Source organism: Rhodococcus sp. P4_F5, from assembly GCF_056401315.1.
The window spans coordinates 16,797-30,190 of sequence record NZ_JBFUJP010000027.1; the positions used below are offsets into that span (position 1 = coordinate 16,797).

Consider the following 13,394-nt stretch of genomic DNA (forward strand, 5'->3'; position numbering starts at 1 on the left):
ACATCTTCAGGCGGCGCCCCGTCCAGGCCGCGGCGGTGACCAGGCCCGTCGTTGCAGCAGCTGACCCGGCGCTGGCCTGCGTCGAGGACAACCCCTCGCACTCCCGCTACGACCTCTGGGTCGGCGACGAACTGGTGGGGATCCTCGGCTACCGCGCAGCGGACGGCGTCACCGAACTGCCCGCCGGTGTCGGCGGCCTCGGCGACGGCGACGTCATCGCGCTGATGCACACCGTCGTCAAGGAGGACTTCGGCGGCCGTGGCTGGGCGGCCGTCCTGGTACGCGAGGTGCTCGAGGAGAGCAGGGTCCGCGGGATCCGGGTCCGTCCGGTGTGCACCTACCTGCGCCGCTACCTCGGGGCGCACCCCGAGTACCTGCCCCTCGTCGACGACTGGGACTGACCGCCCGACTAGCTGTACTTCCCAGGCAGGTTGGTCGAAGGATTGCAACGACACACTGTGACCGGTCGTTGAACAGCGAAGGTCTCCTGTCGTGAAGTGGAGCTACTACGACAACCACTCACCGACAGGAGACCTTCGTGGTCCACGCTAAYGCACCCCTGACMCCCAGRGGCCGGCTACTRCTCGCCAGACGCATCATCGACGAAGGCTGGCCGGTCAACCGCGCCGCCGAACACTTCAACGTCTCCTGGCCCACCGCCAAACGGTGGGCGGTRCGCTACCAGGAGATGGGCGAAGCRGGCATGGCCGACCGATCCAGTCGCCCCCATCGCAGCCCGAACCGCACCCCACCACCACAGGTCCGCAAGATCGTGGACCTGCGGTGGCGCAGACGACTCTCACCGCAGGCCATCGCCTCACGATTGAACATGCCCGCCTCGACCGTGCACGCAGTCCTGGTCCGCTGCCGCCTGAACCGGCTCTCGCACATCGACATCCGCACCGGYGAGGTCATCCGCCGCTACGAACACCCGCATCCGGGATCGATGATCCACGTCGATGTGAAGAAGCTCGGCAACATCCCCGACGGCGGCGGMTGGCGTTTCGTCGGACGCGTCAAGGGCCGCAAGAACCGTCAACAGACCCCGGGCACGAAACGCAGCCGACACCACAACGAACTGCTCGGGCATGCGTTCGTRCACACCGTCATCGACGACCACTCCCGCGTCGCCTACGCCGAGATCCACGACGACGAAACCGCACAGACCGCGGTCGGGGTGCTGCGCCGAGCCGTCAGCTGGTTCGCCGCCCGCGGCGTCACCGTCGAACGCGTCCTCTCCGACAACGGMGGCTGCTACCGCTCSGCYCTGTGGAAGCAGGTCTGCRCCGAGCTGGCGGTCACGCACAAACGCACCCGCCCGTACCGGCCGCAGACCAACGGGAAGATCGAACGTTTCCACCGCACSATGGCGCAGGAGTGGGCGTTCGCCCGGCACTACAAGTCAGAACAGGCCCGACGGACAGCGTTGCCGGCGTGGTTGCACACCTACAATCACCACCGGCAACACTCCGCCATCGGCAGGAACGTTCCCTTCAGTCGTTTGACCAACGTCCCTGGGCAGTACAACTAGCCCAGTTCCACCACGACCGGGGCGTGGTCGCTGGCGCCCTTGCCCTTGCGTTCCTCCCGGTCGATGGACGCGCCGGTGACCCGGGCCGCGAGTGCCGGGGAGGCCAGCGCGAAGTCGATCCGCATGCCCTGACGCTTGGGGAAGCGCAACTGCGTGTAGTCCCAGTAGGTGTAGACGCCGGGGCCGGGCGTGTGCGGTCGGGTGACCTCGGCGAACCCGATCTCGGTGAACGCGTCGAATGCATCCCGTTCGGGCTGCGAGGTGTGCGTCTTTCCCTCGAACAACGCCGGGTCCCACACGTCCTCGTCGGTCGGTGCGACATTCCAGTCGCCGACCAGTGCGACCTGGGCGTCGGGGTCCTCGGCCAGCCACTTCGCGGCGTCGTCCCGCAGGGTGGCCAGCCAGTCCAGCTTGTAGCGGTAGTGCGGGTCCGCCAGCTCACGGCCGTTCGGCACGTACAGGCTCCACACCCGGACGCCGCCGCAGGTGGCGCCGATCGCCCGCGCCTCCACCACCGGGGTCGCGATCTCGAGGCTGTCGGGGACCTCCTTGGCGAAGCCGGGCTGGCCCTCGAAGCCGACCTGGACGTCCTCGAGGCCCACCCGGGAGATCAGCGCGACGCCGTTCCACTGGCTCAGGCCCACGTGCGCCACCTCGTAGCCGAGGTCGGTGAACCGTTCGGTGGGGAACTGGTCGTCCCGGCACTTGGTCTCCTGGATGGCGAGCACGTCCGTCTCGGTCCGCACCAGCCAGTCCACGATCCGGTCCGTGCGGGCCCGTACCGAGTTCACATTCCACGTCGCCAGTCGCATGAGGTCAGCGTAGTGCGGGGCGCCGACATGCCGGGCGCCCGCCACCGCGTCACGCGGCGGGCGGGTCAGGCGGGCGCGGTGGCGTAGCGGTACCGGTGGTGCTCGACCATCCCCAGCGACTCGTACAGCGCGAGCGCCGGCGCGTTGTCGGCGACCACCTGCACGTAGGTGTGGGTGGCGCCGAGGTCGCGGCCCCAGCGGATCATCTCGGCGCAGATCAGCATGCCGAGCCCGCGTCGACGGTGGTCGGCGGCGACCTCGACGGCGGACAGCCCCACCCAGTGACGGCCGTCGGGGGCCTCGGTGACCGCGGCGCGGGTGACGGCCAGCGCCTCCGCGGGCCCGCCGAGGGAGCCGAAGCCGACCCGGCCCTCGCGGACCGCGCCCAGCACCTCAGCGGCCGACGCGGGCAGCGCATCGCCGTGGTAGTGGTACAGCGAGAGCCACCGCTCGTCCGGGGCGTCGTCGACCCGGACCATGGACTCCCCGTCGGGCAGCGTGAGGTTCGCGATGTCCGCGGCCATCACCTGCACCTCGTCGGAGACCTCCCAGCCGGCGGGCGGGGTGGCGAGCCGGTCCGGCAGCAGCAGGGTCAGCGGCTGGCCGCGCTCGGCGTACCAGGCGCGCAGCCGGTCGAGGGTGTCGCCGCTGTGCAGGTCGCCGATCCGGTCGGCCGGGCCCAACGCAGTCGCGGCGTTGGCGCGGCGGGTGAAGCCGTCGCCGTACCGGGCCAGCCAGCCGTTGACCCAGGTCTGCTCGGTGCCGGGCCAGCCGTCGGCGGCCGCGAACTCGAGCGACCGGATCTCCCGGGTGAGCACGGGGCGGGGGCCGACGGTCTTGAGCGCGACCACCTGGTCGGGCGCGACCTGCACCACCCGGCCGTCGGGCGATCGGACCACGACGGCGGGGCTGAGCGAGACCAGCTCGCCGATCATGTCCGTCAGCGGTCGCGGGTAACCGGGCGGCAGCTTGTAACGCAGCACCACCCGGCTGCCCAGGACGGCGTCAGCCTTCATCGTGACCGTCAGTACTCATCGTCTTGGGTCAGTACTCGTCGTGACCGAACGGGTCTTCGACCGTGCCCGGTACCCAGCTCAGGCCCGGCTTGCCCCATCCGGAGCGCTTGATGATCTTCTTCGCGGCCCGGGCGTGCCGGCCGATCAGCATGTCCGTGTAGAGGAAACCGTCCAGGTGGCCCACCTCGTGCTGGAGCATCCGGGCGAAGAAGCCGGTGCCCTCGACGACCACGGGGGAGCCGTCGGCCTCGAGGCCGGTGACCCGCGCCCAGTCGGCGCGGCCGGTGGGGAACTGCTCGCCCGGCACCGACAGGCAGCCCTCGTCGTCGTCCTCGGGGTCCGGCATGGTCTCCGGGATCTCGGAGGTCTCGAGCACCGGGTTGATCACGGCGCCGCGGCGACGCTCGCCGTCGGGGCTGGCGTCGTAGTCCGGGCAGTCGTAGACGAACACCCGCAGCCCGACACCCACCTGGGTGGCGGCCAGGCCGACACCGTTCGCGGCGTCCATGGTGTCGTACATGTCGGAGATGAGTTCGGCGACCTCGGCCACCGGCTGGGTCACGGGCTTGGTCGGCTCGTGCAGCACCGGGTCACCGACGATCACGATGGGAAGGATTGCCATGCTGACCAGGATAGTGGGACGGTCTGCGGCGACGCGCCCGCACCGGATGCGAGTCCCCGGTCGGGTCGACCGTGGTTCAATATTCTGCGAAAGCACAGCGGTGTAGTTCGTGTGTGATTCGTTGCCCGGTCAGCTGAGGCTGTCGGGCAGCCGGGGTAGTTTGTGGGATCGCTGAGTTTGGGCGAGAGCTCGAAGTGGGGAGTGAGATGGACGGCGCAGTCGCGCGTAGCCGGAATTCCGAGGCCACCGAGCCGCAGGGTGCGAACGACGTCGGCACCGACGGACTCACCCGACGCGATCACGACATTCTGTCCTTCGAACGCCAGTGGTGGAAGTACGCCGGCGCCAAGGAAGAGGCCATCAAGGAACTCTTCGACATGTCGGCGACCCGCTACTACCAGGTGCTCAATGCCCTGGTCGACCGCCCGGAGGCGCTCGCCGCGGACCCCATGTTGGTCAAGCGGTTGCGCCGGCTGAGGGCCAGCCGGCAGAAGGCCCGGGCTGCCCGCCGCCTCGGATTCGACATCACCTAGATGCCGGCGATCGCGCGATGGCAACTAAGGTCGGTGACGTGAGCACCCCGAATCCCGAGCCGTCGGGCCCGCCGCTTCGCGCCCTCGCGATGGTGCTGATCGCCCTCGCGATCGCCTTCGCGGGCATCGGCGCAATGGCCCTGTCCGGGTCCGACTCGGATTCGCAGGCCCCCACCATCGTGCCGAGCGTGGCCCCGGTCAAGGGCTCGGCGAACACCCCCGCCGCATCCGCGCGCCCCTCCACGCCGCCGCCGGCCACCACCTCGGCGGCCGTCACCACGACCAGCCTCCCGACCTCCGCCGCGGCGCTCGACCGGTCCGCGATCCCCGTGCGGGTGTTCAACAACAGCATCGTCAGCGGGCTGGCCGCGGAGACCGCGAGCACGCTCGAGGCCGAGGGCTGGACGGTGTCCGAGACCGGCAACTACGCCGACGGCACGATCGCCAAGACCACCGTCTACTACCGCCCCGGTTCCGCCAGCGAGAAGCAGGCCGCGACGGAGATCGCGGCGGAGATCGGCGCCACCGCCGAGCCGCGCTTCGCGGGCATCGAGGCGTCCTCACCCGGCGTCATCGTGATCGTCACCTCCAAGTAGCGGTCACCGCCTCGTACGTCGTACACCTGGTCGGCCGGTCCATCCCGGCTGGCTATGATCAGTTCACTTCCAGCCCACCTGAAGGAGCGGTTTGATGGCCATGCTTACCCGACGCGACACGCAGACTCGCGGCCGCAAGTCCTGGCGCGTCGTTGCCCCGATGGTCGCGTTGGCGGCCGTTGGCCTCACCGCGTGCAGCAACGGCGAATTCCCCAGTGACGTTCCCGGCACCACGCCGCCGGTGTGGACCGGCATGCCGGCCCCCGCGGGCGCCCCCGGTTCGGGCGGCCACGCGGGTGAGGGCGCAGAGCCCGCCGACCAGGTCCGCACCAGCCTGCGCAACGCCGACGGCACCAACGTCGGTTCCGTCGTGTTCGCGTCGGCCGACGACCACGTCACGGTCACCGTTCTCGGGTCCGGACTGACCCCCGGCTTCCACGGCCTGCACGTCCACTCGGTGGGCAAGTGCGAGACCAACTCGGTGGCGCCGACCGGCGGCGAACCGGGCAACTTCCTGTCCGCCGGCGGCCACTTCCAGGCGGCGGGGCACACCGGTCACCCGCAGAGCGGCGACCTGACGTCCCTGTACGTGCGCGAGGACGGCACCGCCGAGCTGGTCACCTCCACCGACGCCTTCACCATCGAGGACCTGCGCAACAACGGCGCCGGCACCGCGATCGTCGTGCACGCGGGTGCGGACAACTTCGGCAACGTGCCGACCCGGTACGGCCTGCCCGAGGGTGCGAAGGTGCCGGACCAGGCCACGCTGGACACCGGCGACGCGGGCGCCCGCGAGGCCTGCGGCGTCATCAAGTAGCCACCCGAGCGCAAGTCCCGCCGACGACGGCCGTCCGCCTTCGTCGACAACACCCGACGCCGCACCGGAATGACGCTGGCCACATGCCAGTTCCCGGTCGCGGCGTCGGTGTGTTTGCTGTGATTGGATCAACACCGTGGCAGTCCACTTCGCCGGTTCCGCCCGGCCGACACTCGGTGTCGAATGGGAGATCGCGCTGGTCGACCGGGCCACGCGCGATCTGTCGAACACCGCGCCGCAGGTCTTCGAGGCGATGCAGTCGATCGACGGCTTCGACCCGGCTCGGCTGCACAAGGAATTCCTCCGCAACACCGTCGAGCTGGTGACCGGGGTGTGCGACACAGTCGGCGAGGCGATCGCGGACCTCGACGAGACCATGGTCCTGCTGCGCCGGGCGTCCGCGCCGTTGGGCGTCGAGCTGCTCTGCGCCGGCACCCACCCGTTCGCGCAGTGGAGCTCCCAACAGGTGACCCGCGCCCCGCACTACGACGAGATGATCGAACGCACCCAGTGGTGGGGTCGGCAGATGCTGATCTGGGGTGTCCACGTGCACGTCGGGGTGTCCTCGGCGGAGCGGGTGTTCCCGATCATCAACGCGTTGCTGGTGAAGTACCCGCACCTGCTGGCGTTGTCGGCGTCGTCGCCGATGTGGGCGGGGGTGGACACCGGATACGCCAGCAACCGGGCACTGATGTTCCAGCAGCTGCCCACCGCCGGGCTGCCGTTCCAGTTCGAGAACTGGTCGCAGTTCGAGGGATTCGTGCACGACCAGCTCAAGACCGGTGTCATCGAGCGGCTCGGGGGACTGCACTGGGACATCCGGCCCGCGCCGCAGTGGGGCACCATCGAGGTGCGGGTGTGCGACGGCGTCTCCACCCGCACCGAGCTCAGCGCGATCGTGGCGCTGATCCACTGCCTGGTGGTGTACTTCGACCGCTGTCTCGACGACGGCGTGGAGTTGCCCGGGATGCCGCCGTGGCACGTGCAGGAGAACAAGTGGCGCGCCGCCCGTTACGGGCTCGACGCGGAGATCATCCTCGACGCGGACAGTAACGAGCGGCTCGTCACCGACGACCTGGACGACCTGCTCGAGCAGTTGGCGCCGGTCGCCCGTGACCTCGGCTGCGCCGACGAGCTGGCCCGGGTCGCGGACATCCCGCGGCGCGGCGCCTCGTACCAGCGGCAGCGTGCGGTGGCCGCCGGGGCGGGCGGCGACCTGACCGCGGTGGTGGACTCCCTGGTGGCCGAACTAGGTCGTTAAGTCGCTGTTCATGCACCGTTTACTATGTACGAGTGCTGAGCAGTCCCACGCCCGTGTCGATCCCCGGGCGAAGCTGGACGCGGGCGCGTCTACTGGTCACGATCGGCGCGGCGGCGCTCGCCCTGGTGCTGGTGGCGCTGCAGGTGCTGGCCGCGCGGCACGGGTTCGAGGGGCCGCTCGCGAGCCTGGCCCGGGACTTCGCCGGGACGCCCAAGTCGATGTCGGTGCCGTGGGCCGGGTTCGCGCTCGCGCTGGTCGGCCTGACGGGCCGGCAGCGACTGCTCGCGGTGGGCGCGGCGGTGGGACTGGACGCGGTCTTCGCGGCCGGTCGGCTGCTCACCGGCGGCCCCGCGGCCGTCGGCAACGGCCCGACCTGGGTGCTCGTCGGGATCGCGGTGGTCGCCGCCGTCCGCTGGACCGGTTCGCAGCGCGCCGACGCGCTGCGGGGCGCGGCGCTGGGCGCGCTCCTGATCCTCGCCACCAAGTTCGGCGACGTGTGGCTCGAGATCACCGTGCTGACCCGACCGCGGGTCCTCGACCAGTACCTGGAGCTGGCCGACCGCGCGTTCGGCAGCCCGTCCTGGGTGATGGGCCGGGTGGTCGAGGCGTCGGGTGACCTCGGCTACGGGGTGTTGCACTGGGTGTACATCGAACTGCCGGTCGCGGCGATCGTCGTCGCGCTGTACCAGCTCCGAAACGGCTGGCCCGCCCACTACCTGGTGCGGACGTTTCTGGTCATCGGGCTGATCGGGCCCCTGTTCTACCTGGTCTTCCCGGTGGTCGGTCCGGACTTCGCGTTCGGCACCGCGGGCGCGGGCGCCCAGCTCGGCGACTACTGGCCGCACACGTTGCCCACCTTCACCGACCCGGCGACGTTCGAGTTCGACGCCCCGGCGCCGCGCAACTGCATGCCCAGCCTGCACACCGCCTGGGCGCTGGCGATCTTCGTGCACTCACGGGGTGGCCCGCGTTGGCTGCGCTGGGGCGGCACGTTCTGGCTGGTGTGCACGCTCGCCGCGACCCTCGGCTTCGGCTACCACTACGCGGTGGACCTGCTGGCCGGCGTGGTGCTGTGCCTGACCGTCGAGGCGGCGCTGCGCGATCCGGAACGGGGCTGGGGCCGATTCCGGGTCCGTCTGGTGGTCGGCGGCGCGGCGGTGTTCGTGGCGCTGCTGGCGTCCTACCGCTACCTGGCGGTCCCGATCGCGCAGTTCCCGGAGCTCTCCGTGCCGCTGTTGCTGGGCGCGACGGGCGCGGTGGTGCTGGCCTTCTACGCGACCTTCTTCGCGGCACCGGGGACGGCGCTCGCGCGGTGGGGCGGACGCGTCGACGCCGCGCCCATCGCCGGCGGACACGAGAGTCTCACGGCGGAACCCGACACCGAGAGCGTCGGCGTTCGGCAGTGACCGGCACCCGGTAGCGCGCGTCCGCGGTCACCTCCCGCGAACGCGCGCCGAGGGGCCGAGTCAGCGTCGCCGCGACGGGCGGCCGGCTCGGATCCGGCTCACCTCGGCTCGTGCGAACTCGACGCGTCCGGTGTCGTCGCCGTGGGACTCGGCCAGCGCGTCGGCAAGGTCGCCGGCGGCCTCGAGAACGTGTCCGGTCCGGGTGCGGTCGGCACGACTCTTGGCGGCCTTGCGGAAGGCCTTGCGGGTCTTCCTGTCTCCGCACAGTGTGGTGAGTTCGTCCTCGGTGATGATTCCGTCCGCGGCCTCGGGGGCCAGGATGTCGTGCAGGAACTGGCGTTCGCGCGGAACCGTCATCCGGAACACCCGGACCACGATGACAAGGGCGACGGCAATGAGGAGGATCCACAGGGGGAGGATCAACGTGTTGCTTCCGCGGGCGAGGGCGCCGGCGGAGTCCCACAGCCCGTGCAACAGCATCGCGGTCGCCATCAGCACGACACCGCGTCCCGCGCGCCGCGGCTCGGCGGGACGGCCCAGCAGGTAGACGAGGCCGGCGCAGAAGATCGCGCTGTAGAGAACGTGCGCGGCCACCCCGAAGACCATGCGGAGCCAGACGGTGGACAGTTCGGCGCCGATCTGGTTGGCGCCGAACTGCGAGGCGGCCGAGTTCATTGCGTAGAGAACGTCTTCGAAGATCTGGAAGCCGAGTCCGATGAACGCGCCGAGAACGAATCCGTCGAACGCGGTGCGGACCAGGCGCGAGGCCAGCGCGATGAGCAGGACCAGCCCGATGCCCTTGGCGGTCTCCTCGGTGAACGGCGCCGCGAGTCCCGCTCCCCAGTCCGAGGCCCAGGCCTGGCCGAACACCTTGGCGTAGAGGGCGAGGATCGCGTCGTTGGCATTGGCGGCCATCGCCCACGTTGCGGCGAAGCCTCCCCACAGGAAGGCCACCACCATCAGCTTGACGGGTTGGCGTGCGTACCGGTCGATGTGGTGGGTGAACCACCAGAAGAGCGCGCCGTACACGGTGAACAGGATCACCGACAGCCCGATGGCCTGACCGTAGGCACCGGCGGCGGCGGACAGCATCGAGGCGAACTGGAAGGCGCCGCCGGCGACGAGCAGCAGGTACACCCAGAAGGCGGCGTTCCGGGGTTGGTAGAACGTGAACGACCGTCCCCACCCGGAGTTCTCGATCGCCGAGGCACGGGCAGTGGTCAGATCGGCGCTCGACTGCGCGGTCGATGTGGTCGTCACGAGCCCTCTCCCGTTCGGTCGTCGATGCTCACGATCATGCGAGCGATGTCTTCGGGGATTCGGTGGTCGACCTCCGCCGGTCCGGTGGCGACCACTTCGACGCCGGTTCCGTCGAAGACGAAGGCGGCGATCACGCCGTCGGCGGTCGAACTCGAGAATCGGGAAATCACGCCCCGGTCACCGCTGTGTGTGGTGACGTGGACGGGGGCGCCCGTCACCCGCGGGGACTCCTCGGTGGCTAGGGCATCGGACGTCTCCTTGATCTGCTCGAGCAGGGTGCGTGCGTCCCCGGTGAAAGGAGCGGTACGCACGGTGAACGAGGCGCCGCTGCCGGTGACCGTCGCGCGTGCCGGGTAGAGCCCGGAAACCGGGGTGTCGGTCGCGCGGACCCCGGACGTGATGTCCCAGCCGACGGCGGGCGCGAAGGTGATCGCGCCGTCGAGTTCCATGACGTCGCCCGCCACGACCTCGTCGTCGTAGGAGACCGAGTCGTTGATCGCCGGGAGGATCACACTCATGACGATCGCGAAGGCGAGCACGATCGCGGCCGGCGGGAACGTGGAGCGATCGAGGCCGAACCACCGCCGATCCACCGGAACCCAGCGGTCGTCCGGTTCGTAGTGCCGGGTCGGATCCGCCCGTTCGTGAAGGTCGGTGGTGGGCATTCGGTGCCCTCGCTCTCATTCTCGGACTCGATCAAAAGCATTGGAGTGCAACGAGTTCCGTGATCATTGTCGAGGCAGCGCAACGCGCGGAACCCGAACTCGGGTGGTCCGTGTCGTACGCAAAGCTATCAAACCGGGCGCTCCGCAATCTCGCTGGACTGCGTGGGCTGGACTGCGTGGCCTGGGCTGCTCAGCCGAACAGCCCGAGCCGGCCCGCGGTCCGGAGGATCTCCTCGCGGGAGTGTCCGCCGAGCTTCTGGTACAGCGAGCGCTGCTGGCTCTTGACGGTGTTGGCGGAGACGAACAGCTTCGACGCGATGTCCCGGGTCGACAGGCCCAGCGCCAGCTCGGCGAGCACCAGCTTCTCGCGTTCGGTGAGCTGGACCAGGTGCACGGACTCCGGGTAGGGGTTCCCGACGGTCGAGCCCCGCAGCACCGCGACGGCGGTCGACGCGGAGGTGGCCGTCGCCTCGAGGGTGTCGACGAGCGTGCGCGGGATCGTCGCCAGCGGCCACACCAGGCCGGTGCGGTCGGCCTCGCCGCGGGCGTGGGCCCAGGCGTCCGCCGCCGCGTCGGCGTTGCCCAGCGCGTGGTGCGCGGCGGCCTCGACGACCAGGGCCTCGAGGTGGGCGTGCGGATGCGGGCGGCCGAACCAGTCGCACCGGTGGCACAGCGCCAGCGCCTGGCCGGGTTCGCCGGCGAGCAGGTGCGCGCGAGCAGCGGCGACGAGTGTCCACGGCTGCTCGGGCCCCGTGCCGGAGGCCAGCGCCAGGGCCTGGTTGCCCTCGCCCAGCGCGAGCCGGAGGCTGACCTCGGCGGCCGTCAGCAGCGGCAGCGCCACCGAGGACGGGCCGAAGGTCGTCGGGTGTGCGGTGACCGCCCGGCGCAGCAGCGAGAGCCCGTCGAACGGGCGCCGGGTCGCCAGCGCGTAGCGGCTGTGGGCATAGGTGACGAACGCCCACAGTTCCTCGTTGTCGGAGGCCTCGCCCAGCTCGTCGAGGGCGCGCCGAGCGGTGTCGAGGTCGAGCCGGTCGAGTGCTGTCAGTGCCCGGGCCACCAGCGCGGGAACCTTGACCAGGAGCTCGAGCCAGCCGGCAGACCGCGGGTGTGAGGCCTCGATGGCCAGCCATTCGTCCGCGCGCTGTGGATCCCCGAGCAGCGCCCAGTTCAGCGCGGAACTGCCCGCCGCGTTGCGGGCGGCGAAGTCGATGCCCTGCGCGAGGGCGCCGCGGTGCGCGAGCCGTAGGTCGACGGTGGACTCGGCGAACTCGCCGGCCAACTGGTGGCTGATGCCCCACTGCAGCCGCATCACCGGGAGCTGCCTGCGCACCTCCTCGGGACGGGCGTCGAGGGCGGCGCTGCTGAGTACGTGCAGCTGCCGTGCCATGTCGGCGGACTCCCGGAACCTCCCACCCACCCGCAGCATGAGGGACTGGACAGACCCGACGTCGAGCAGCTCGCCGGCATTCGGTGCGGCGCCGAGCCGGCGCAGCGCGTCGACGTCGATGGGCAGGGTGCTGGCCGTGCTGGTGGTCTGGGTGCCGAGCAGGGTGAACAGCTCCCGGCCGGCGCGGATGGAGGGATGCGCGTCGAGCAGGTCCGGTGGGATCTCCCGCAGCGTCGAGCGGATCATGACGATGTGGTCGCCGATCAGGTCGACCCAGTGTTCGTCGAGGATCTCGATCACCAGCGCCCAGTCCGCTGCGTCCGCGGCGTACCGCAGCCCGCTCGCGGGGTCGTCGCGATCGAGGTGGTGGCGCGCGAGCCCCGACAGGCGATCGGCCGGCCGCAGCCCGGCCCGTTCCTGGGCGACCAGCAGTGCGTCGCGCACCGCGGGGGCGAATTCCCAGGCCTCGTCGACCGTGGCGTCGGACCGGACCAGCACGCCGGCGGCCTCGAGGTCGACGAGTCGGCGGCGGGCCTCCGCCGCCTCGACTTGTTCGGCGTCGGCGCCGAGCACGGCGGCGATCTCGGGGGTGATCACCCGGGCCGTCGCGACGGCCACGGCGAAGTCCCGGTGCGCGGTGATCTCGGGGTTGTCGAGTACCCGGGTGCGGGTGTAGTCCGCGATCGCACGGTCGAGGGCATTGGCGAGCAGTCGGCCGCGGGCGGGGGTCGAGGGCACCGCCTTGAGCACCAACGCCGCGATCCGCACGAGGTCCGGCAGCCCGCCGACCCGGTCGTGGACGTACGCCGTCTCGCCCGGCGCCGACGTGGCCGCGGCGAAGTCGAAGAACTCGGCGGTCTCCTCGACCGTGTACAGCAGGTCGCGGGCGGAGATCAGCTCGTAGGTCGGTTCCATCGCGGCCGGGTCGACGAAGTGGGTGTGCCCGCAGAGCGTCGCGACGACGTTGACGTTCGGGCACCGGTCGACGAGGCGGCGGACCTCCGCCTCGAACCGGTCGTCGTCGACGAGGTCGATCCGGTTGAGGACGAGAACGACCGAGGTCTCGGTGTGGGCGAGCGACTCCCGGACCACTTCGGACGGGCTTTCGGGTCGCYGGTCCGGCGTTCCGCAGCCCGCGACGTGGACTCGTTCGAGCACCGTCCGCCAGTAGGCGTCGGCGCAGACGCGTCCGGCGGGGGCCGGTACCCACACGACGAGCCGGGCGGCCGCCCGCCCCGACTGCAGCCAGGTCGCGACCAGGTCGGACTTGCCGAATCCGCGCGGCGCGCGCAGGACGGTGACGGGTGAGTCTCGATCGAGCCGGGCCAGCAGACGGGGCCGCGGTGCCACGGCCGGTGCGCGCCGCTGCCGGTCGGGTTGCCGTGGGTTCCGGGGTTCGGTGCGGGCGGGGCGTTCATACACGCGGACGCTCCATCATGCGTGGACAAGCGACATGCGTGGACTGCCTCTTTCGATCGCTGCTCGATC

The 13,394-nt window shown here is 70.7% G+C and carries 13 protein-coding genes; 7 read left to right on the forward strand and 6 right to left on the reverse strand.

Annotated features, from left to right (window positions below; genetic code table 11):
• Positions 1–35: 35 nt before the first annotated feature.
• Together AC1DU4_RS13025 and AC1DU4_RS13030 are read left to right on the forward strand one after the other, a co-directional pair.
• Entirely contained in the window at positions 36–401 is a 366-nt protein-coding gene (locus AC1DU4_RS13025; protein ID WP_477840416.1) for a GNAT family N-acetyltransferase, read from the forward strand.
• A 137-nt stretch (positions 402–538) separates the two neighbouring features.
• Entirely contained in the window at positions 539–1,531 is a 993-nt protein-coding gene (locus AC1DU4_RS13030) for an IS481 family transposase (RefSeq protein ID WP_477840418.1), read from the forward strand.
• Here the strand turns inward: AC1DU4_RS13030 and AC1DU4_RS13035 are convergent.
• From AC1DU4_RS13035 to AC1DU4_RS13045, 3 genes are all read right to left on the reverse strand, one after another.
• Positions 1,528–2,343: an exodeoxyribonuclease III gene (locus AC1DU4_RS13035; protein WP_477840420.1), complete on the reverse strand. Its 816-nt coding sequence runs from the start codon at positions 2,341–2,343 to the stop codon at positions 1,528–1,530. The two genes, AC1DU4_RS13030 and AC1DU4_RS13035, sit on opposite strands and share 4 nt — an antisense overlap.
• A gap of 65 nt (positions 2,344–2,408) precedes the next feature.
• Positions 2,409–3,359, reverse strand: coding sequence for an N-acetylglutamate synthase, CG3035 family (locus AC1DU4_RS13040; protein WP_072846196.1), 951 nt, complete (start codon positions 3,357–3,359; stop codon positions 2,409–2,411).
• A gap of 28 nt (positions 3,360–3,387) precedes the next feature.
• Entirely contained in the window at positions 3,388–3,981 is a 594-nt protein-coding gene (locus tag AC1DU4_RS13045; protein WP_477840422.1) for a peptide deformylase, read from the reverse strand.
• 206 nt (positions 3,982–4,187) lie between these two features.
• Here AC1DU4_RS13045 and AC1DU4_RS13050 point away from each other — a divergent pair, with 206 nt between their 5' ends.
• The 5 genes from AC1DU4_RS13050 to AC1DU4_RS13070 all read left to right on the forward strand — a co-directional run bounded on the left by AC1DU4_RS13050 (position 4,188) and on the right by AC1DU4_RS13070 (position 8,594).
• Positions 4,188–4,514, forward strand: coding sequence for a DUF3263 domain-containing protein (locus AC1DU4_RS13050; RefSeq protein WP_072846198.1), 327 nt, complete (start codon positions 4,188–4,190; stop codon positions 4,512–4,514).
• Between the two features lie 38 nt (positions 4,515–4,552).
• Positions 4,553–5,110, forward strand: coding sequence for a LytR C-terminal domain-containing protein (locus AC1DU4_RS13055; protein WP_477840425.1), 558 nt, complete (start codon positions 4,553–4,555; stop codon positions 5,108–5,110).
• A gap of 94 nt (positions 5,111–5,204) precedes the next feature.
• Entirely contained in the window at positions 5,205–5,927 is a 723-nt protein-coding gene (gene sodC / locus AC1DU4_RS13060; protein ID WP_092776067.1) for a superoxide dismutase[Cu-Zn], read from the forward strand.
• Positions 5,928–6,063: 136 nt separating this feature from the next.
• The gene (locus AC1DU4_RS13065) at positions 6,064–7,188 is read left to right on the forward strand and encodes a glutamate--cysteine ligase (RefSeq protein ID WP_072846200.1); all 1,125 of its coding nucleotides are present in this window, start codon (positions 6,064–6,066) and stop codon (positions 7,186–7,188) included.
• 92 nt (positions 7,189–7,280) lie between these two features.
• Positions 7,281–8,594: a DUF5933 domain-containing protein gene (locus AC1DU4_RS13070; RefSeq protein WP_477840481.1), complete on the forward strand. Its 1,314-nt coding sequence runs from the start codon at positions 7,281–7,283 to the stop codon at positions 8,592–8,594.
• A gap of 60 nt (positions 8,595–8,654) precedes the next feature.
• On the opposite strand, the gene AC1DU4_RS13075 is transcribed toward AC1DU4_RS13070, so the two are convergent.
• The 3 genes from AC1DU4_RS13075 to AC1DU4_RS13085 form a co-directional block, all read right to left on the reverse strand.
• Complete coding sequence (locus AC1DU4_RS13075) at positions 8,655–9,854, reverse strand: PrsW family intramembrane metalloprotease (RefSeq protein WP_477840428.1); 1,200 nt, start codon at positions 9,852–9,854, stop codon at positions 8,655–8,657.
• Positions 9,851–10,519: a hypothetical protein gene (locus AC1DU4_RS13080; protein ID WP_477840430.1), complete on the reverse strand. Its 669-nt coding sequence runs from the start codon at positions 10,517–10,519 to the stop codon at positions 9,851–9,853. The genes AC1DU4_RS13075 and AC1DU4_RS13080 overlap by 4 nt, the downstream gene beginning before the upstream one ends.
• A gap of 190 nt (positions 10,520–10,709) precedes the next feature.
• A complete protein-coding gene (locus tag AC1DU4_RS13085; RefSeq protein WP_477840432.1) occupies positions 10,710–13,328 on the reverse strand; it encodes a helix-turn-helix transcriptional regulator in 2,619 nt (872 codons plus the stop codon).
• Positions 13,329–13,394: the final 66 nt, after the last annotated feature.